Annotated in this window: 18 protein-coding genes and 1 pseudogene; 16 read left to right on the top strand and 3 right to left on the bottom strand. The window is 46.1% G+C overall.

Features of this window, described 5'->3' with window-relative positions:
- Together BM135_RS14845 and BM135_RS14840 are read left to right on the top strand one after the other, a co-directional pair.
- The coding region (locus BM135_RS14845) for a TOPRIM and DUF927 domain-containing protein (protein ID WP_139204120.1) at window positions 1-2,047 on the top strand (2,047 nt) is incomplete at its 5' end.
- A 319-nt stretch (window positions 2,048-2,366) separates the two neighbouring features.
- Window positions 2,367-2,687: a hypothetical protein gene (locus BM135_RS14840; protein ID WP_092521009.1), complete on the top strand. Its 321-nt coding sequence runs from the start codon at window positions 2,367-2,369 to the stop codon at window positions 2,685-2,687.
- 1,097 nt (window positions 2,688-3,784) lie between these two features.
- Here the strand turns inward: BM135_RS14840 and BM135_RS14835 are convergent.
- Window positions 3,785-4,285 carry a hypothetical protein gene (locus BM135_RS14835; RefSeq protein WP_092521006.1) on the bottom strand — a complete coding sequence of 167 codons (501 nt, stop codon included), beginning with the start codon at window positions 4,283-4,285 and terminating at the stop codon, window positions 3,785-3,787.
- A gap of 635 nt (window positions 4,286-4,920) precedes the next feature.
- Between BM135_RS14835 and BM135_RS14830 the strand changes: the two genes are divergently transcribed.
- The 12 genes and pseudogenes from BM135_RS14830 (at window position 4,921) to BM135_RS14780 (ending at window position 15,646) form a co-directional block, all read left to right on the top strand.
- On the top strand, window positions 4,921-5,655 hold the full coding sequence (locus tag BM135_RS14830; RefSeq protein WP_092521002.1) for a phage tail protein: 735 nt from the start codon (window positions 4,921-4,923) through the stop codon (window positions 5,653-5,655).
- Between the two features lie 432 nt (window positions 5,656-6,087).
- The gene (locus BM135_RS17100) at window positions 6,088-6,252 is read left to right on the top strand and encodes a hypothetical protein (RefSeq protein ID WP_175486170.1); all 165 of its coding nucleotides are present in this window, start codon (window positions 6,088-6,090) and stop codon (window positions 6,250-6,252) included.
- Between the two features lie 3 nt (window positions 6,253-6,255).
- Entirely contained in the window at window positions 6,256-6,972 is a 717-nt protein-coding gene (locus BM135_RS14825; protein WP_092520999.1) for a hypothetical protein, read from the top strand.
- Window positions 6,973-6,983: 11 nt separating this feature from the next.
- Window positions 6,984-7,583 (top strand): hypothetical protein, encoded by a 600-nt coding sequence (locus BM135_RS14820; RefSeq protein WP_092520996.1) that lies wholly within the window; start codon window positions 6,984-6,986, stop codon window positions 7,581-7,583.
- A gap of 126 nt (window positions 7,584-7,709) precedes the next feature.
- The gene (locus BM135_RS14815) at window positions 7,710-8,243 is read left to right on the top strand and encodes an RNA polymerase subunit sigma-70 (protein WP_092520994.1); all 534 of its coding nucleotides are present in this window, start codon (window positions 7,710-7,712) and stop codon (window positions 8,241-8,243) included.
- A 391-nt stretch (window positions 8,244-8,634) separates the two neighbouring features.
- Window positions 8,635-9,018, top strand: a complete 384-nt coding sequence (locus tag BM135_RS14810) for a LecA/PA-IL family lectin (protein ID WP_092520984.1) — start codon at window positions 8,635-8,637, stop codon at window positions 9,016-9,018.
- Window positions 9,019-10,345: 1,327 nt separating this feature from the next.
- The gene (locus BM135_RS14805; RefSeq protein ID WP_092520983.1) at window positions 10,346-10,627 is read left to right on the top strand and encodes a hypothetical protein; all 282 of its coding nucleotides are present in this window, start codon (window positions 10,346-10,348) and stop codon (window positions 10,625-10,627) included.
- 78 nt (window positions 10,628-10,705) lie between these two features.
- The gene (locus BM135_RS14800) at window positions 10,706-11,041 is read left to right on the top strand and encodes an NIPSNAP family protein (protein ID WP_092520982.1); all 336 of its coding nucleotides are present in this window, start codon (window positions 10,706-10,708) and stop codon (window positions 11,039-11,041) included.
- Between the two features lie 418 nt (window positions 11,042-11,459).
- Window positions 11,460-11,684, top strand: a pseudogene (locus BM135_RS14795) (phage minor tail protein L); the annotation flags it as partial.
- 7 nt (window positions 11,685-11,691) lie between these two features.
- On the top strand, window positions 11,692-12,396 hold the full coding sequence (locus tag BM135_RS14790; protein WP_092521011.1) for a C40 family peptidase: 705 nt from the start codon (window positions 11,692-11,694) through the stop codon (window positions 12,394-12,396).
- Between the two features lie 4 nt (window positions 12,397-12,400).
- The gene (locus BM135_RS14785; RefSeq protein ID WP_092520981.1) at window positions 12,401-12,976 is read left to right on the top strand and encodes a tail assembly protein; all 576 of its coding nucleotides are present in this window, start codon (window positions 12,401-12,403) and stop codon (window positions 12,974-12,976) included.
- 51 nt (window positions 12,977-13,027) lie between these two features.
- A complete protein-coding gene (locus BM135_RS14780) occupies window positions 13,028-15,646 on the top strand; it encodes a TipJ family phage tail tip protein (protein ID WP_092520980.1) in 2,619 nt (872 codons plus the stop codon).
- 2 nt (window positions 15,647-15,648) lie between these two features.
- Here BM135_RS14780 and BM135_RS14775 read toward each other — a convergent pair whose 3' ends face one another.
- Window positions 15,649-18,615, bottom strand: a complete 2,967-nt coding sequence (locus tag BM135_RS14775) for a Tn3 family transposase (protein ID WP_092520979.1) — start codon at window positions 18,613-18,615, stop codon at window positions 15,649-15,651.
- A 167-nt stretch (window positions 18,616-18,782) separates the two neighbouring features.
- Here BM135_RS14775 and BM135_RS14770 point away from each other — a divergent pair, with 167 nt between their 5' ends.
- Together BM135_RS14770 and BM135_RS14765 are read left to right on the top strand one after the other, a co-directional pair.
- Entirely contained in the window at window positions 18,783-19,430 is a 648-nt protein-coding gene (locus BM135_RS14770) for a recombinase family protein (protein ID WP_092520961.1), read from the top strand.
- A gap of 9 nt (window positions 19,431-19,439) precedes the next feature.
- Window positions 19,440-21,266 (top strand): AAA family ATPase, encoded by a 1,827-nt coding sequence (locus BM135_RS14765; protein ID WP_092520960.1) that lies wholly within the window; start codon window positions 19,440-19,442, stop codon window positions 21,264-21,266.
- Window positions 21,267-21,277: 11 nt separating this feature from the next.
- On the opposite strand, the gene BM135_RS17230 is transcribed toward BM135_RS14765, so the two are convergent.
- Window positions 21,278-21,486, bottom strand: a 209-nt coding sequence (locus BM135_RS17230; RefSeq protein ID WP_217644307.1) for a hypothetical protein, incomplete at its 5' end; no start/stop codon positions are given.

Raw genomic sequence — 21,486 nt, 5'->3', positions numbered from 1 at the left:
TGATGAAGGCAATTTACCGACTGTGACTAAACAGGTCAGGGAACGGTATCCAGACGCGAGAATTATCCTTGCCGCCGACAATGACTGGCACGCACCGGAGGAACTGGACGACAACGGTAAGCCTAAGAAAAACGTCGGCAAGATAGCAGCCAAGAAGATCGCTAAGGCTATTAACGGGTGGATTGCATTACCGCCAACAGAGCACAAGGCCGATTGGGACGATTATCGCCAGCAGCACGGTATTGAGGCAGCAAAACAGGCATTCAGTGAAGGGGTGTATCAGGTGGAGGAGAAGAAAATGAATGAAGCGGTAGTGATCCACATAGACAGCGGCAGAAAGAAAAAAAATACTGACTTGAAACCGTTCTTTGATAAGCGACATGGCGGATTGTATTACATCGAACGCAAACAAAACAACAGCACGGGCGAGATTGACGAGCAAGAAACATGGGTTGCTGATGAAATGGAAACCGTGGGTATCGGCAGTGATGGTAAAGAAGGTCATTTAGTTATTCAGATGAAGCAGGAGGGGAGCGGAAAAATGATTTTTGAGGCTATTCCGCGCCGCGAACTGGGTTCGCTTCAAGGATGGGGGCGTTTGCGATCCCGTGGGGTAAACATCACGACTAAACGCGGTCACTTGGACTCATTAGCCTTATATCTTCAACGCAAGGGGACACGTGAAGAATGGACTATCACCCATACGGCAGGCTGGCATGATGGCGCTTATGTTATGCCGGATGGTCACATCATTGGAACACCTACCCGCCCTGTGGCGTTTTGTGGGGGTACATCGGCAGTAGCGGGCTATGTTGTGAGAGGAACAGTCGAAAGTTGGCGTAAAAATGTCGCCTCGTTAATGACGGGAAACCAATCGATGATCTTAGGGGGACTGGTGGCATTAGCCGCGCCGCTTAACTCATTGGTTGGAGGAAGTTCTTTTGGTATCCACTTATTTGCCCAATCCTCAGCAGGAAAAACCACTACTGTTGAGGCAGCTTCCAGTATTTACGGTGTACCGGATGAGCTTAAATTGACGTGGGATGCCACTAAATACGGGTTAACGATTGAAGCCGCCTCACGTAATGATGGTTTTATGCCCATTGATGAAATAGGACAAGGTAACGATGTTAAGCACGTTGCCGGGAGTGCCTACAGCCTGTTTAACGGCACGGGGCGCATTCAGGGCAATAAGGACGGTGGGAACAAAGCAGTATTGCGTTGGGCAATTGTCGCCTTGTCTACAGGGGAAGAAGACTTCGAAACTTACCTGATCCGTAATGGCGTCATGCCTAAAGCGGGTCAATTAGTTCGGTTGGTCAGTGTGCCGTTTACCGATACCGTAGAATTCCACAGCCTTGATGATGGTGATTTGCACTCAAGAGCCATTAAACGCGCGTCAACTCAGCATTGCGGGGCAGCGGGTAGAGCATGGATAGAAATTCTCGCAGCAAAACAAGATGAAGCCAGCCAGAAGGTAACTCAAAAAGAAAAGGAATGGTTAGAGAGCCTGCCTGATAACGCCTCGCCACAAGTAAAACGAGTTGCTACACGATTCGCTATGTTGGATGCCACCGCCGAACTATCAGCATCTATAACAGGATGGGATACAGCAGAATGTAACCGTTTTGTTCGTGACAGCTTCAATGAATGGATGGAGAACTACGGGATAGGTAATCGAGAGAAATATCAGGTTGTGAAACGGGCGCGAGACTTTATTCAACGCTATGGTCTAAATCGCTTCCAGCCTTATACCTACGGAAAACGTAATGGTGAGCTAGACAGAGCACATGCAGGCAGGATCACAAACCTTGCGGGCTACCTTGTCTCTGGCAGGCGAGAAGATGGAAAAGATGAATATCATATTATCCCGTCAGTATTCGAAGATGAAATACTCGCTGGGGTTCAAAAGAAATTGGGCGCTGAGGCACTGGAAGAAGCCGGGATTTTAATTAGACCTGAATCGGGGCGGGTAGACGGTAAAACTATCAGCATTAATGGCAGTCAGCAGCGATTTGTTGTACTCATTGATAACGAGGAAGATTAGCCAGTCAAAATAGAAATCCCTTAATAAGCCAAAAGTCTTGGGATAAGTGGGATAACGGGATAAGTAATAAAAAAGATATAATTATTAGTATGTTATTGTATCGTTATCTATCCCATCTTATCCCAAGTTACCCCAAATAAAATAATAATGCGTTTTTATGGGTACTCATCAAGAATCGAAGTTATCCCAAAAATCAAAATCATGGGATAAGTTTTCAGGGTGTCTGGGATAAGTTAACGTGATGATATAAAACAAGAAATAGGAACTTATCCCGTTATCCCAAGAAAAAACCGATTTCCCTATATAGGAGAGATGCAAAATGAGAGATAAATTAAATATCAAAAGTATTTCACCCGCAGTTGCTGGATGGTGGGCTAAGTTTACCGAGAATAATGCGACGGGAACAGAATGGTATTCGCCCGTAGCGGCATGGGCGTTATGTGATGTCAAATATGAGGAACAAGAAAGGATATGCACGCAAATATTACCCGTTTTAACAACAGAGTTTGGCATGGAACCCTTGCATCCGAGTGATGGCTATTGTGAATTACTCTATTTACCCGAAGATAAATTTATACGTTCTGCTGAGCCTTGCGGCTTTTCATGGCACTTGATGAATTCGGAAGCTATACACGCGTAAAACAAGGTGCCTGCCAGAATAAAAACTTTCCTTTTTTGGCAGGCAAAAGGATTCAGAGACGCATGAGAGAGTTTATAAGTGGCGTTGTCGGTAACTTTTCACTATATATACAAAAAAATAGAACCGGATAAAGAGCCTCTGATAAATTGGTGGCTCCAGTATCACTTTAAAATACCTGCGTTTTCTTGCGCATCTTGTCCCCCGTTCTGCGCAATAGTCTCTGAATACCCGCGTTTTCCGTCGGTTATTACTGCGCAATTTTAGCCGTCTCATTCTGCGCAATGGCTGAATACCCCGGCTTTTCTTGGGTATCATTTTGCGCACTTTGTTGCTTTGCGCACTTTGCTTGCGCAGATGTGGCCTGAGTTTGCGCAGTATTGCGCAGCAGGTTACAGGGACGGAACGGGGTTGTGATGCTTCGTAAAACGGTTTTAATGTTAAGAATTGTTAGGATTTAGCGATGGGTGATCCGCCTGATTGGTCTGCCAAAAGAGGCTTTTACCTTAAGATTTCTTAGGATTTCGCTTGTGCTATTTCTTTGGCGTATAGCGTAGAGAAAGGCATCAACCTTATCAAAACTTATCATTTGGCTTGCCTGAGTTTTGGTTTTGTAGCCTTGAATGCGAAGAGTATTTGCTCTGAGGTGGCAATGTCTTATCCGATTCCAAATCGGGAAAATCAGCACGCCCTATCCAACCATAACGAAGATCATTACAGTTGCCGCAGGTGGCTCAGGCTTGAGTTATACAATATTGGTCGGATTTTAACCCGCAGCTTTCGGTGGGTTCATCGGACGAAGATTTGACTGATTCGGGATGAGCGAAAAATTTCGCTGATATTTAATGCATTGTGTGCCTAATTCTTTTACTGCCTCCGTTTGAAACGGAAGGATGCCTGACCAGTAGAAGAGTTAAAGGTGAGAAACCCCACCTTTAGATAACTTGTTGATTCCTCTTATTTCCTGCATGGCGCAGGAATTCAATTAAATAAGTGGGTTAGGTTAAAGGGAAGGATTGTTCCATTTAACCTTTTAACTAATTCAAGATATAAAAAGTGAGATTCCTCGCCTTGTTGCATAAAACTTAAAGTTACCGTATTCACCGAACAAGGAATTCTACATTTATATCTATATTCGATTCACTTCCGTAAACTTTAATTTGATTGCAGTTGGCATCTTCATTACAAATAGCGCTCTTAACTATATCTGAGCACCCTTTAATTTGTGTATACCACCCTGAATCGTATCCATGCTCAAAGCTTAAAGTACAACTCACAGAGCCACTAGAAACAGCCCAGTCAACCCGTTTGGTTATACGTGTACAACCACTAAATAAATTATCATTGTCCTGTAAGTAAATACTTTGCTGGTTACCAGACTCAATATTTATCTGATCTGCACTACTATCGTACATACATTCAGTGCTTTTTTTAACCATCATAAGGCTGTTTTCAGAAAAAGAGGAATTTTTTACTTCCATATTATATTCAGCAGAAAAAACGGGCTGTTTTTCTATATTAATATTTTCTTCAACTGCAAAGGCCGAAGACACTAATAAATAAGATAACATGACTGGAATTGCGCTAGATATAATCTTCATGTCATTCTCCTTTCCTAATGAAATCATTAAAAATAGAAATTAGTATTACTTCACCGTGAATGGAGTACTAAGATGATAATCGCCAATACCAATATCATATTGGCTTGGATAAAACGGACACTTAAGAACTGTATTCTCTAGCTTATTAACGTCAGACATAAATCCCTCACTTTATTATTCGTTAAAGGTAATTTCATCCTACTGTTAACTCACCGGAAACTTTACTTAGGTCAGATTTTCACCTCAATCGGATTGCGACTATAGCAAGGCTTATAATTTGAAAGACGATGGTTGGTTCAGTGAGGTGTATATTTGAAGTTTGGTGCTGATAGTCAATACCATTTATTAAATGCAGGGTATTAATTATCCCGTTATGGGATTTCCCATATCTGATTATTCAATAATCTATGTAGCCTTTTTATTACGTTAATTTCCATCAACAGTGAAGATAATTTTATTAATACCCCGCCTACTATTCTATGCCATCCTACCATCAAAACATGCCTCAAATTGAATTCAAGCCCTATTCTCCAATATTGATGAATCCATTTTATTGAAGTTCACAGGCGGAGAGGTATCCCACCGCCTTCATGTTATTTAGCAATCTGTATTGTTGATTAAATGAGAGAATAAATATGAGTATTCAAGATAAAAAACCTGAGTCAAAAACCTTAGAAGATAAAGTAGTCGTCGTGCCAACCCGTGAATATGTTAAAGGCGCGATAGAAGAACACGCTCAGAGCCGTAATCATCCCAATGCAACACTGCAAGATAAAGGATTTGTTGTCCTGAGCAACGATGTTGGTAGTGATAGTGAAACAATGGCGGCAACGCCAAAGGCAGTGAAAGCAGCATATGACTTAGCTAATACAGCGAATCAAAATGCCACTAATGCGCATATGGATGATTCCAGTCTGCCTGTTGGCGTTCCTGTTCCTTGGCCAACGGAGAACCCACCTGAAGGCTGGCTTATCTGCAACGGCGATTCGTTTGATAAGGCAAAATATCCAAAACTTGCTATTGCTTATCCATCTGGAAGATTACCTGATTTAAGAGCTGAGTTTATTCGCGGTGCAGATGCAGGACGCGGAATTGATCCAACTATTAATGTGTTATCCGCAAAGCCCAGCCAAATCCAATCACACACACATGATTATCGTGACCGATATTATAGCGAAAACAATGGCTCTATTGGTGGTGCTACAAACTGGGAGTGGCAACCTGATGGGTATAACAACTCTCTGGGTTCAGGTAGAACAGATAATGACAATAACACATTTCTGTATTATAACGGCACGACCAGTAGCACTGGTGGAACTGAAACACACCCTCGCTATATCGCATTTTTATACATAGTAAAAGCCGCTTAAGGCGATGCATATACAACTCATACCAACCCGCACTTTCCTGCGGGTTTATCACCATGCTTCGGCTTTCCTTACCGATCCCCCCGGCATCTGGACATGGGCATTTAACTAATACTTTCTGTTAATATCGCATGTTCCGGTAAAACATACTCATAACACATCAAAACGCAAAGATTTGTCAGTATCCTGTCCTCATGTTTCCAGTGTATGAGCCGGGGGTTTACCTGATGAAAAATAAGCCCCATATTGATTACTCACTCCTCAGCGTCCTTTCATTAATCCTCATCAAACGGCGGTATCTCATGATATTGCCGCTTCCTGCTGTCGTTAATTTATAGCGAATTTTATTGTTTCTTATTTTGCATCATTAATTTGATTTGTTGCATATATTGCAATAATATAGCTGTATAAATTATCAGCGATTGAGGTGTAAGTATGAAAATCGATAACAAGGCCGTCTTACTGACTCGTCAGCAGATGGATGCCCTACGCAAGATACAGCAGGACGAGTACAGTCGTTCAGAACTGGGTATTAAACCCACGCTTCACGAAGTGGCTCGCAAGCTGGTCGACAAGGCTTTATTACAGACAGGAAGATAACAAATGGCAAATTACAGTATGTCCGAGATATTAGGATTAGGCCGCTTCAAACGTAAAGCAGCTCACAAACAGAACAAAGACCCACAATACAACTTTAGTCATTTTTCAGCACGGGCTGATGATGATTCTGGACACTACACCACTGAACCGGCACAGGAACCCATTATGGATCTCATCACTGAGCAAGACAACCAACCCGAACCCATCAAAAAGCACAGCAGAGGACACAATGTCGCTGTATCGGAAGAAGCCAAAAACAGCCCGGTACTGGCAGTTAAGCTATTGCGTGAAACCGATCTGTCTTCGAAGAAAATTAAAGCGAAGTTACAGGATGAACCGGAAGCCCTGTCAAAGTTCACCCGTAAGTATATGGAAGAGCATGATCCGTCATGGGAGTTTCTGGATGATGAAGAAAAAGCCGTCAAAGCCATGACATTTTCAGTTAATAACGGTGATGCTAACGGCTACAACCAAGCAAGACATCACGCTGTCAACGCACTGAAAAAGATGGAAGAGCCGATGACAGAGGATGAAATACAGAATTTGATAGAAAGAACCCGGCAAATGATGAATGAAAGCAACCCGAACACCGCAGACAATGTAGAAACCCGTAAGCAGGCCGATCAGGAATATCAGGAAGCCATCGCAAAAGCGGCTGAGAAACTGAATGCAGCCTATGCTAAAACAGGTATCAGGCAGGCGGATTACGGCAACTACTGACAGGGGGTAGTATGAAGTCTGACTTATACGGCTTTAGTCATTTACGCCCTGATGCTAACCGTGCCCGTGGTTATACCGGGCGTTATGCTTCACGGTACTCACCAAATGCAGAGCAGCAGGAAGATCACACCACGGATACACACAGTCATGCCCACAGGATAGCCAGCAGCCAGGAGGCCAAAAACAATCCTGTTTATGCATTGCACCTCATCGACAATCACGCATCACACCAACACGCAATCACCATGCTCAGTGAAAGCCATCGCCACCTCAGTCAATACACCACACGCAAGATGGAAGCGGTCTGTTCAGGCTGGGAACTATTAGACGATGAAGACAAGAATCTGGCAGCCTTCAACTACAGTCTGATGAATGATGATGCTAACGGATATCATGCCTCATTACGGGCAGCGAATGAGAAGCTGGAAAGCTATATTGAGCCTATGACAGAGGGCGATGTACAGACATTGGTTCAACGGATGAATGACGTTATGCATCGTCACAATCTTCACTCACCTGAGAGCATTGCAGCGCGTCAACGGCAAGAGGAAGAGGAGAAGCGCAGGGTTGATGAAGAACGGGAACGGCAGAGACAGGCATTCAGGCAGTGATAGTAACGCTGCATAATTTTTTGGGTCCTTACCAGAGCTTTTATATAACGGGGGCATTGCGCGCCGCGTTTTTTCACTAGCTGTGAACTTTTGAAATTTGGGTAACAGGTAACACGAGGGTAACAGATGAACCAGTCCGAATTTGCCAAATTACATGGGGTCAGCCGCAAGACCGTCACCACATGGAAAGCCCGTGGCTGGCTGGTTATGACAGGTGACGACATTGATGTTGAGGCCTCAAACGCCCTCATTGAACGTTACCGGAAAACTGTTACCCGTAGTGAGAAAAAAACCAAAGGTAACACGCTTGAAGTGGATACCCCGGCAAAAATTGTGGAGCGTATCCTCACAGAGCGGGGCGCAGATATGACACTGGATGAAGCTCGGACCATGAAGGAGAATTATCTGGCGCTGCTGACCCAGCATGAGTACGACCTGAAGTCCGGTCAGGTATTACCGTGGCAGGATATGATCGATGCGGTCAGGCAGCAATATGCACGTCTGCGCACCCGATTGATAGCTATCGCGCCTGAGCATGGTCCCCGACTCAGGGCTACTGCGTCCAGCTCCACAGATGCTGAATTCGTGGCAGCCTTACAAGAGATTATCTATGAAGCCATGTATGAACTGAGCCTTGCTGATGGGGCCGCTACGGTGTGATAAGGGCAGAATGTGCCTGCCAGTGAGAAACAGTCCATACACACCACACAGCCAATAGGAGGGCTTGAAATTAAGCTGTCCCATAACCCTCTATGCGGTTTAGCCTTGTTGATATAACCCGTTGATTTTAGCTAATTCTGTCAGGAAACCAGAATTAATTAAATCAAAGGGTTAGGAAGTGGTAATTTCGCCTTTGTGATACCAAACTTTATTAACTATAGGCGACAGATTTTGTTAATGTGCTATCTGCCATTCCGTGCCATCCTAATCCAAGAAGTCCTATCCGGTATTGATGAATCCATTTTATTGAAGTTCACAGGCGGAGAAGTATCCCACCGCTTTCATAGACTAAGAAAGTCGCTTTCAAAACATAATGATTGGAGGTAATACTATGTACGATTGGTCTGGAGCTGTTTCTGTCACATCTGAAAAAGGTCAACCTACAGGGCTTATTCTCAAAAAGGGAGATGTTATATCTATTGTTGCTAAGGGATGGGTAAAGTATGGCCGCCCTGATGTTGAATGGGCATCACCTGACGGCCCTTTGCCTATTAGAACACAACCCCCATCAATAGCTACGCTCGTTGCTAAAATAACCAACAAGAAGTTTAAGATTGGAAATGGGGTGCTCCATAAAACTATTCCTGTAGACGGAGAGCTAATACTTTTATTCAATGATGTCCCTGGTTCGTTTGGTGATAATTCGGGCGAATTTCACGTCGATATAAAAATAGAATCCCGATATAATCCAGATTACCTTGAGGAAATAAAATAAATATTAATTCGTTTTAACCCGCAACTTTCTGCGGGTTTATTATGTCAACCCCATCAATAATAACCAAAAGAAAGCATCGCAAAATTTTTCGCCAATGACACAGAATGATAAGGTAACTCAAATCTGAGCCACGGTTAACCATCTAATTTTATTCATGAAGCAAAAACCGGATCATCTCAAGGTGGGGTATCACACCTTGGTTTTATGCACACGGGTGAGGGTATGGGGATTTTCACCATACCTTTTACTTTTGTACATGTGGGATCTTCCCGTATGTAACTGAATGTCTGACGATGAATTTCGTCGATAGTGGGTTATCCGGCTTCCTCCAAAGTGAGGACCTCGAAAGAATCAACGGGTTATATATTAAACTATGCTGATTTGCACAGTCGTCTTGGTGAGTAATGTGCATTTTTGCATATCAATATTTATTGATAGAGCAAAGCCCGAATTCGGGCTTAGGTGATAACCCATTGATATTTAATCAGACCCCGAATTTGGGGTCTGCTTGTATTTTAACCATCGGACTTATTGTCGGTTGTTTACCTCGTTGCATAGAGCAAGAACTACACCTCTTTAAGAGGTTCAGTTTGTCCCGACGAAATTCGTCGCTGCAAAATCCAATATCCGATAATCGGACTTTGGGTGTAATTGACAGTTAGTCAGTCGCAAATGGTCTTGAGCGTAACCGAGAGTTACTTACAAATGGCTTTGTACATAAATGACATTTACTCACAATTTTAGCGTTAGTCAGGCTGACTCACAGAATTTGCGCAACTCATTAAGAGGTGCGTAAACTTTGCGTGTATCTTTTGGCGACGCGGTTAATTTGCAGTCATTATGTAGTGGAGTACAAAAAGCAACCACACCTCTTAAAGAGGGTAGCCTAGCAGGTGAAAAATAATTTTCAGTTGCTCGGTTGGTCAAAGTGACGGCCTCGGATAAATCAATGAGTTAGCCAACTATAGTGAAGATCATCACGGTTGCTACTGGTCACTACTTCCGTGAGCGGTGGTACAGATATGGACAGTTATTAACAGTTATTTTTCGCATCTGTACCACCTTAATTGATTGATATTAAATTAAAATATTCCAAGTGGTACAGATGGTACAGTTATTTCGCGATTTTTTCGTTAGAGCGTAATTTTCGAATAAATTTTCTAAACCTCCATTGTGGAAATCGCAACACAGAAGGGCTTGAGTTCGAGCCGTCCAGTACAAGGTTACTTAATGTAACTCAGTGACTGAGTACGTATTATGTTCGCAGTTATTTAAGTTATTGATTATTATCATTATTTAAATCCAGATCATCTATAGGCGGTGGAACATGGCACGAAGACAGAAGAAGAATGCACCCTCGATAGTCGCTACGATCACAGGCAAGATTACCGTTACCCCCAAGCGTATCAAGTGCCAGACGGGTAAGGTGATGGCAGTCGCTACCCTACAGGCGCAGAGTGATAAGCGCAGTGATTACCCGCTGCGTGTCGTGGGCTTTGATGAAATGGCACTATCGGTGATGCTGTTACAGAAAGGTCAGGTGATCACAGTGACGGGAAAGGCTTCTTACTGGCAGGGCTATCAGTTGGCTGTTTCCTCAATCGCTTAATAGCTATGCGGTTACTATATTTTCGGTATTATTCGTTATGCTCACATCATTCAGAATAACAATACGTAAGGCGAATACATGGACAACAAGATCATCGAAATCCTCCAGTACGAGTTAAAGAAAGGAACCGGCAGTCAGTTTCATGAAATTATGGTAAACGTCAGCGTTCCATTGCATCGCTCACAGGGAATTGATGTGGTGAGTTTCGGCAACTCGCTACATAACCCCGATTGTTATTATCTTATCCGGGCATTTGAAGATATGAACGAACTGTCGGCTGTACAGGCCAGATTTTATAAAAGTGACGCATGGATAAACGGTCCCAGAACAGGAATTATTGAGAGAATTGATAAGAGTGTTAAAACGGTTATCGAAATGCCTGCATCGGCTATCAATGCATTACGAATTGAGTAGAACCAGAATAAAGCTGATGCTTTACCATTTTAAAAAGCAGAGTTCAGCCAACCCAAAATTATTGGGTAGCCTCTCCACATAGAGTTAACTGCCTTTGCAATAGCTTCCGACGAAATTCAGCGCAACCTCTTCACAAGGTTGGTACTTTTAACGTACTGACCTCTCACTACCGACGAAATTCGTTATCAGTCAGTAGCTCAGTACATTTAGTGTATTGACCTCATTCGATTGGTGTGCCTATAGTTCACACCTACCCTTCTCTCTTCTTTTAACCTGTTCTCATATTGTGTTTTGTTTATAGATTTGTTCAGTGAACTATGTGTAAACATATGTATAAAAAAATCTTAGAACACCACAATAAAATCATTTAATTATCTTTATATATCAATGCATTAAATTTAATCCTCGTTTTCACTAGCGACAGATTCATAGCCTGTGTACGTGGTGTATGCGTGGGTTATATCGGAAATCCCCCTGTAATTACACGGGCACCCGATACTTTGATGAGGACGGCAATTCGACCGATGACCCCTCAAAAGACGCTTGTTCTGGGTTATTATCAACGGGATGTGAACCACGTTTTGGAATAGGTAATCAGCTTCCGTTCGGTGGCTTCCCCGGCTCTGCATTATTAAGGCGGTAATATGGAAATGTTACGTCCACCTATTATTCAGGCCATCATGGATCACGCCCGGACAGAATATCCGAATGAATGTTGTGGTCTGGTGATCCAGAACAGCCGCAAACAGCGCTATATTCCCTGTCGTAATACCGCCCCTTCACCCACCGAACAATTTAGCCTGCATCCTGAAGATTATGCCAATGCTGAGGATGCAGGCACCATTGTTGCCATTGTCCACAGTCACCCGGATGCGACAACACAACCCAGCCAGTTAGACATTGCCCAGTGTGACCTGTCACAAACCCCGTGGGTGATTGTCTCATGGCCGGAGGGGGATGTGCGCACGGTTATACCAACGGAGGGTATTAAACCCCTGTTAGGCCGCCCGTTCGTGCATGGTATTTGGGATTGTTATTCCATTGTGCGTGACTGGTATCGGCTGGAGCGTGGTATTGCTATCCCCGATTTTGCGCGTTCCGATGGCTGGTGGAATAACGGCGAAAACCTGTATATGAAGCACTATGCATCGGCGGGCTTTGCCGAGTGCAGCAGTGAACTACAGGTGGGGGATGTGATCATTATGCAGGTACAGGCCAAGGAACCCAATCATGCCGGGGTATATATTGGTGAGGGGTTAATGCTGTACCACATGTACGGGCAACTCAGTAATCGTGTGTCTTACAGTGGCTATTGGCAGGAACGGACCATAAAGACAGTCAGGTATCAGGAGTAATTTTATGAACACATTGCGAAGCGTGCGCCTTTCTGGCGCGCTCATTCCTCAATTCGGGCGAGAATATCAACTGGCAGTATCATCGCCAATCGAGGCTATCCGGGCACTCTCTGTGCTGGTTGACGGTTTTGAAAAATATCTTCTGACCGCCAGAGAGCGCGGATTAACCTTTGCTGTGTTTATCGGCAAACGCAATATCAGTCAGGAGGAACTGGCTTTTTCAGGCAAGGGTGACATTCGGATTGCGCCCATCATCATCGGCAGCAAAAAAGCGGGTATTTTCCAGACTATTCTCGGCGCGGTGATGGTGGTCGCCGGGGCGTTTATGTGGGCGACCCCGTGGGGGGCGCCGATGGTCATGTCCGGCGTCGGGATGATGCTGGGCGGCGTGGTGCAGATGCTATCACCCATGCCGGGCGGACTGGCGCGACGGGAAGATCCCGACAATAAACCCAGTTATGCCTTTGGCGGGCCTGTAAATTCCATTGCGCAGGGGAACCCGGTTCCGGTGGGTTACGGTAAACGCCGCATCGGCGGGGCCATTATTTCAGCGGGTATCTACGCCGAAGACCAGCAATAATAAAATCAGCATTCAACAGGCCGCATTAGCGGCTTTTTTAATGGGTGAAATATGGGAAATCATCTTATTCAGGGCAGCAAAGGCGGCAATGAAAGCCCCCGCACGCCTGTTGAGTCACCGGACTCGTTGCAGTCGACTTCGTATGCCAAAATCTTATTGGCGTTGGGGGAAGGCGAATTCGCGGGCGGACTCGATGGCACCAATATCTTTCTGGATAACACACCAATCATTGGCCCCGATGGTCAGGCTAACTTTGAGGGGGTGAAGTGGGAATTTCGCCACGGAACGCCCCATCAAGACTATATTCCCGGCATGCCCGCCGTGGAGAATGAGCTGACCGTCGGGACTGAACTCCATGAGTCATGGGTCAAATCGGTCACCAATACCCAGCTGTCGGCAGTGCGTATCCGTCTGTCATGGCCTCAGTTGCAAAAGCAGGAAGAAAACGGGAACACGGTGGGCTATCGCATCGACTACACCATAGATGTGGCAACCGATGGCGGGGCGTATCGGGAGTTACCCGCGTCTGCCGTGGATGGCAAGACGACCACCAAATATGAACGTTCACACCGCATTGATTTACCCAAGGCGCACTCAGGCTGGCAGGTGCGTGTCCGTCGCCTGACACCTAAACAGACCAGTAACCGGATTGCCGATGCGATGGTGGTCGAGGCGATTACGGAGGTGATTGACGCCAAACTGAGCTACCCCGAAACCGCCTTGTTGTTCGTCCAGTTTGACGCCAAGCAGTTTCGTAATATCCCACAGGTTTCATGTGAGCCGAAGATGCGCATCATTCGCGTGCCGGATAATTATAATACGGAAAGCCGCTCTTATTCTGGGGTGTGGTCAGGACAATTTAAATGGGCGTGGACAGATAACCCGGCGTGGGTGCTGTATGACCTGATGATCCATGACCGGTTCAGTATTGGTACGCGGGTGAAGACGGAAAACCTGTCGTTGGCTAAATGGGATTTGTACCGCATTGCGCAGTATTGTGACCAGCTTGTGCCTGATGGGAAAGGAGGCATGGAGCCAAGGCACACTTGTAATGTCTATATCCAGTCACAGGAAGATGCGTGGACAGTCTTACGGGATATTGCGGGTATCTTCCGGGGCATGACGTTCTGGGCTAACAACAACATGAATGTGCTGGCGGATATGCCGCGTGATATGGATTACATTTATACCCGCGCCAATGTCCGTGACGGTCAGTTTGTTTATGCCAGTTCCAGTGAAAAAACCCATTACAGTACGGCCATGGTGAGCTGGTCAGACCCACAGAACGGCTATCAGGATGCGGTTGAACCTGTTTTCGATAACCGGTTAATCCGCCGCTTTCAGGTGAAGCAGGCCGATGTGACCGCGATTGGCTGTACCCGCCAGAGTGAGGCTATCCGGCGGGGTAAATGGGTGCTGTACACCAACGAGTATGACCGGATGGTCACGTTTACCGTGGGACTGGAGGGCAAAATTCCGCTGCCCGGTTACATCATCGGGGTGGCGGATGAAATGTTTTCCGGTCGTGTATTGGGCGGGCGGGTCAGTGACGTGAACGGGCGCAATATCACTTTAGACCGGGCATCTTCGGCAAAAGTCGGGGAGCGGTTAATCCTGAACCTGCCGTCGGGCAAAGCGGAGGGGCGCACCATTCAGGCGGTAAACGGAAAGGTTATCACGGTCACCACCGCCTATTCAGAAACCCCTGCCATTGAATGCGTCTGGGCGATGGATGCGGCGGATTTAGCGGTCCAGCAATTCAGGGTGACGGGCATCAAGGAGGGTGAGGACGGGGTATCTTTTGAAATCACCGCCATTGAGCATAACCCCGACAAGTACACCCATATTGACACCGGCACGCGCATTGACGAGCGTCCTATCTCAGTCATTCCGCCCGGCGTTCAGCCCCCGCCGAAAAAGGTCACTATCAACAGTCACTCTGTGGTGAATCAGGGGATTGTGGTCAATACCCTGCGTGTAACATGGGATGCGGCAGAAAGTGCCATTGCCTATGAGGCAGAATGGCGGCGGGATAACGGCAACTGGATATCCGCCCCTCGGACTTCCACGCAGGGCTTTGAGGTGCCCAACATCTACGCCGGACGCTATCAGGCACGGGTACGGGCAATTAATGCCTCAGAAATATCCAGCCTCTGGGCGAATGCCCCGGAAACTTACCTAAAGGGAAAAGCAGGCAACCCGCCCGCCCCGTTAGCTTTCAAAGCGACGCCAATTATCTTCGGTATCCAGCTGGACTGGGGATTTGCGTCCCAGACCGATGACACACTGAAAACCGAAATCCAGTACAGCCCGACCCATGACGGTGAGGGGCTGATGTTACTGGCGGATATTCCCTACCCGCAGCGAACACACACAATGCAGGGACTGGCGGCCGGGGTGGCCTTTTACTTCCGGGCGAGGCTGGTGGATAAATCCGGTAATCAGTCCCCGTGGACAGATTTTGTTAGGGGTGAGTCCTCAACAGATACGAATTGGATTACCGATGCGGCAGGTCATGCATTCCTCACCGCCGAAGTCGGGAAGCGGCTGCAGTCGCAGATTGACTATAACTCTGAGGCGGTTATGGCCGCTGCCGCCCTGACGGGGTCAGCTGTCCAGCGTCAGCTGAAAGTGGGGTCAGTTTGGATATCGAAAATTATTGTACGTTAAGGCTATTTTTTGACCCTCTCGACTTTAGCTGGCCTCAGGCGACGAAACTTACCAGAAGCCGGTATCCTGTTGCTTTTCCAGATATAATTACCTGTCAGATTGATGTGTTCCCAACCTAACGGGGACAAATGCGACAGCAGTTGCTCGTTGATCTTCAGCCCCTTACGCTTCAGGGCATCGACCGCTCTTTCCATATATACGGTATTCCACAGGGAGATGGCAGCCGTCAGCAGCGTCAGTCCACTGGCGCGATAGCTCTGATTTTCCGGTTTTCGATCCCTGATTTCACCCAGCCGGTGCATGAATACCGCACGCGCCAGCGCGTTACGGGCTTCACCTTTATTCAGCCCCGCCTGTACCCGCCGACGCAGTGCAGGATCGCGGAACCAGTCGAGCATAAACAGGGTTCGCTCAATGCGACCAATCTCTCTCAGTGCTTTGGCCAGTCCATTCTGCTTGGGGTAACTTGCCAGTTTTTTCAGCATCAGGGATGCCGTCACTGTTCCCTGCTTTATAGAGGTCGCCAGACGTAGCACTTCACGCCAGTGAATTTCGATCTCTTTCAGGTTCAGGCTGGTCGTGGATATCAGTGATTGAAGTGCCGGGTATTGATCCGCTTTCCCTTTGATAAACAGCTTCTTGTCGTGGAGATCCCTAATTCGTGGACAGAATGCAAATCCCAGCAGATGCATCAGGGCAAAGACATGATCGGTGAAACCCGCAGTATCGGTGTAATGCTCCCGGATTTCTAGGTCGCTTTCGTGGTACAGCAATCCGTCGAGCACATGGGTTGAATCCCTGACCCGACTGATTATGCAGGTGTAAAACGGGCTGTATTGATCCGAGATATGAGTATAAAACTGACGTCCAGGCTCTTGCCCATATTTCGGGTTAACCTGCCCTGCGTAGCGGCCTGAGTTGCTTGTTCTGAAATTCTGTCCATCTGATGATGATGTTGTCCCGTCTCCCCAGTATGCCGCTAACGGCCGCTTCCCCTGCGCGTTTACCAGCTCTGCAAGGGCGGCTGAATAGGTTTCGTCACGGATATACCATGCCTGGATATCTTCGAGTGATGATTTGGTGCTTCCGGGGCAGGCCTCTGCCATTTTGGTCAGACCAAGATTGATGCCGTCAGCAAGGATGGTGGTAAGAAGCAGGCGGGTATTGGGACGGGTAATGTCATTTTTTATATGCGAAAAATGTCGGGTAAACGTCGTCCAGCTGTTTACCTCGTCAAGAATTTCCGTGATTTTAGGGCGCGGTAACATGCTGTAAACCAGCTCTGCAAGCGGTGAAACCTGCTCCGGAACGCTGTTATCCAGCGGGGAGACTTTTACGCCCCTATCAGATATTTCCACATCGGGCAGTTCACCACGCGCGGCCATGGCATTGACGTCTTCAAGTTTAGACTGAAGCAGTGTCATACGACTGGTAATGTATTCATGATAATCAGCAGATACGGGCAGCGCCGGTGTGAGTTTGTCAAAGTCCTTGCTGGGAATGAGGTAATCATCAAAGTTTTTGTAGCGCCGTGAGCCTTTAACCCATATATCCCCGGAGCGCAACGCTCCCTTAAGCTCGCTGAGCGCACAAAATTCATAGAACTGGCGGTCAATACCCGCAGGGGTAATCACCACCTTTCGCCAGCTTTCAGGGACAAACTCAAGCGGCGCTGTCGCCGGTACTTTCCGTGACTGTTTCCGGTACATATCTTTGATCACGAATAGCGCATCGGCCAGAGGTTGTGCTGCCGGGGTTGCTACTAACTGCAAAGTGAACAACATGCGCGGGGCATATTTCCGTAATGTGCTGTATTTCTCGGTAATAATATGCAGCGGGTCAAAATTATTTTTTCGGGCGAGATGGCGTGTTTCCTCCAGACTGGTGATAAATTCAGGCCATGGCAGTATGTTTTCTATTGCGAGCCATGGATCTCCACCGGAATCACGAGCTTCAGACAGAGCCTGACCGACATCGATATACTGCCTTAATTTTGACTGGATCAGCTTTCCGGTCTGCTGAAGACGCTCTGCCTGTGTTCTTTTGGCTTTGCTGAAAAGGCTGTTCAACATTCGCTCATGCAGCTCAATCACTTCGTCTGTCAGGGTGGCTCTGGCTTCTTCTATGACGCACACCAGGATCGCATGACGCCGGGCAGCTGAAAATCGGGTCAAATCACGGCTGCTTATCTTTCGGCCTTCCCGCGCCAGTTTCAGCAACCGATTCTGGTGAATGGTACGATCGATACCTTCCGGTAATGCCAGCGATTCAATGCTGTTCAACCGATCAAGATGTTGCAGTACGTTCTTACCATTGATTTTACCTGGCGGTTGCAGAAGCCATGTCAGCCGGGAAGGCTGATTATCTGATGACTCAAGTAAACGATCCAGGGCATCCCTGTGAGCCGGGGTTAACGGGGCATTCAGCGTCTGAAACACGATTTTATCGCCGCCAGTCATGGCCTCCGCACAGGTACGCTCCACGACATCAATCGCGGGGATCATCACTTTGTTCCGCCGGAGATAGACCAGCAGTTCTTCGGCCAGGAGAATACCTTTATCGGTGCGCGTCGCCATTGGCAGCAGGTGTGTAACGCAGTCCTGCTGTCTTTTGTTGGTGAATGCTTTTACGCCAAGATAGCGGTACAGTTCGGTTAAATGCTCGCGTCGCGTGGTATCCCTGCCGGAAAGGTAAGCCAGCCAGAGATCCCCGGTGAGTTTTAGCCTGCTGGCGATGTGCTTCAGCAGTGCATCAGATGGTGGAATTTTTTTATCTGGGGCAAAGCCGACATTTTTCAGGTAGCAAAGAAGGACGGCAAAACCAAAACGGCTGGTGGGTTTACGGTGAGCACTGATAAGCGCCAGATCATGTTCACTAAAATACGCCATTCGGGTCAGCGTTAACTCATCGTCCGGTAATGCCAGTAATGATTCTCTTTCAGACAGAGAAAGAATCTGCCTCCTTGCCATATAGTTTTCCTCGTAAATTATTCAGCGCGGTATTTTTAACAAAACTGGATATCGCATAAGGGTACACCCTGACGCAATAATCAAAACGTGACGGTACACGACAAATGACATAACCTATATGCGATAGAATAAATGCAATAACCTAAATGCGACAATACGGTGAAAAAATGTTCATCAGGGCTTATTTGAGGGCATCGACGGAAGATCAGTATGCCGATCGGGCAAAAGAAATGCTGGAGCAGTTCGTTGGTGAGCGGGGGCATAAAATAGCCAGCTATTACCGGGAGAACATCAGCGGCACAAAACTTGACCGTCCGGAGCTGGGACGTTTACTGATGGACAGTCACCGTAATGATATTTTACTGGTCGAACAGATAGACCGTCTGACCCGCCTGAGCAACAGCGACTGGATGACACTGAAAAAACAGATCGAACAACATGAACTGCGAATTGTCAGCCTGGATGTTCCCACCTCATGGCAAGCCCTGTCGGATAAAGACCCTTCACAGGCTGATCCGATCACCCGAGCTGTTATAACCGCCATCAATAACATGCTTATCGATCTGATGGCCGCAATGTCGCATAAGGACTGGCTGAGTCGCCGCCAGCGGCAAAAACAGGGGATTGAGCGAGCACATACGCTGGGTAAATACCGGGGTAAACAGGCCGATAGTGAGCGTCACCAGAAAGTGCTGTACTACCGGCAGGTTAAGAAACTGAGTATTCGCGAAACAGCTGATGCTACAGGATATAGCTGTTCACAAGTATGTCGAATACAGGCTATATATAAAGAAATGCTTTCACACACTGAATAAGGACTGCACATGCGACTCAGAAAGATCAAACTTACCAATTTCAGGGGTTATAGAAACACAATAGAAATTCCTGTCGATGAAGCCATGACAGGAATTGTTGGTCGTAATGATTTTGGCAAATCAACAATCCTTGAAGCATTAGCTATATTTTTTGAAATCGATGGAATTAAAGCAGATAAAAATGATATGAACTGCTTTAGTATAGCTTATGGAGAAACTCACTTTGAAATTTCTTGTGAGTTTGATGATCTGCCACCGGTAATACTTATTGATGAGCGAGTGAGCACAACTCTGGCTTCTGAACATTTATTAAATAGTCATGGGTATTTCGAAATTGTAAAAGCATTCAAAGCGACAACAACTGGAAAACCAGATAAAACATACATCCGTTGCCAACACCCTGTAGATGATCCGTTAAACAATTTGCTGGGAATGAAAATATCAGAATTGAAAGCGACAGGAAAAGATGTTGAGCAAAACGTGGAGGATAAGCGAACTGCATCTTTATGGCGCCAGGCTATCAGAGATGCAGCTATGCCATATGAGTGTGCTGAAATTTTGCTTGATGTGGATAAAGGATTAGGAACAGAAACTAAGTCAATATGGAGCCGGATTCTTGAACAACTACCTACCTTTGCTCTTTTCAAAGCCGACAGAGAAAGTAGCGATGGTGACTCTGAAGCAAAAAACCCATTACAACAAGCTGTTAAAGATGCTCAGGCTGCTTTGCAAGGGAAGATTTCAGCTCTTGAACAAGAAATCCAGGACAGTGTATTAGATGTTGCTGAGAGGACTCTTGATAAACTGCGAGAAATGGCACCAGAGCTTGCGAATGAGCTCACTCCGCGGTTTAAAGAAAAACCTAAATGGACATTTAACTTTACACTCGATGGTGAGAATGGAATTCCAATAAATAAAAGAGGAAGCGGTGTAAGAAGACTTATTCTACTTAATTTTTTTAGAGCGGAGGCCGAAAAATCAGTATCAGGCACTCAACGCAACGTTATTTACGCTATAGAAGAACCAGAAACATCACAGCACCCTAATTATCAAATTATGTTGATGAAAGCTTTATTGTCGCTTTCAAATCAACCTAACAGGCAAATTATTGTAACAACACATGTCCCAGCTTTGGCAGGATTAATTCCATTCGAAGGTGTCCGTTATGTAACAAAAGATGCAGATGGACAGCCTGTTGTAAAAATGCCTGATAATGCAGTTCTCAGGGAAGCGACAGAAAGTCTTGGCGTTCTGCCAGAGACTGGTATGGAAAGAGCTAAAGGTATAGTTTTAGTTGAAGGAAAATCAGATGTAACATTCCTTAGACACGCAGGAAAATGTTTAAAACAATCCGGAGATATACCTGTTAGCCTAGAAGATGTAAATATTGTGCCCATTCTGATTGGAGGGTGCGGAAGTGTTAAACATTGGGTAACATTAAATCTGGCAAATGACCTTGGACTACCATGGTGCGTTTTTCTTGATTCGGATATCGGAGGAGATCCAGCACAAGTTCTTTCGATAGAGAAACGAAAAAAGGAAGTAGAAGGGGCCGGAAAAAGGTTTTTTGCCACACGTAAACGTGAAATTGAAAACTATCTTTGCCCTGACCTAATAAGAGATGAGACAGGAGTTCAGGTTGTTTTCACAGATACATGTGATGCGAAAAAAATCATAGGAAAGGCAACAGGCACGAAACCTAACGACGTACTGGACAGGTTCTGGCCCTTAATGACAGCCGAAAAAATCGTAAGATGCTCTACTTATAGAGATGGCAATAGCAACAAAATTGAGCTTATAGAAGTTTTTGAAGGCATTGTTTCATTAATTGATTGATTGATCACTACCTACGTTGCATAGCGGTGTGTCAGTTTAAGCTTCTGTGCAACGTGCCTACGCTCAAAAAACGAGCTTGGGATACAGCTTAACGTACAATAATTTTCGATATCCAAACTACCCCCAAAGTGAACGGGGATATGCGGGCGGAAATCCTGCATATTCAGACCACACAGGTTACCGACCGGGTGGCCTTTGCTGAGGACATGAAGAAGGTACA

Origin of the sequence: Xenorhabdus japonica (assembly GCF_900115195.1) — a bacterium.
Lineage (GTDB): Bacteria > Pseudomonadota > Gammaproteobacteria > Enterobacterales > Enterobacteriaceae > Xenorhabdus > Xenorhabdus japonica.
Note: the sequence above shows the minus strand (reverse complement) of the source record. Positions and strands in the feature narration are given on the sequence as shown.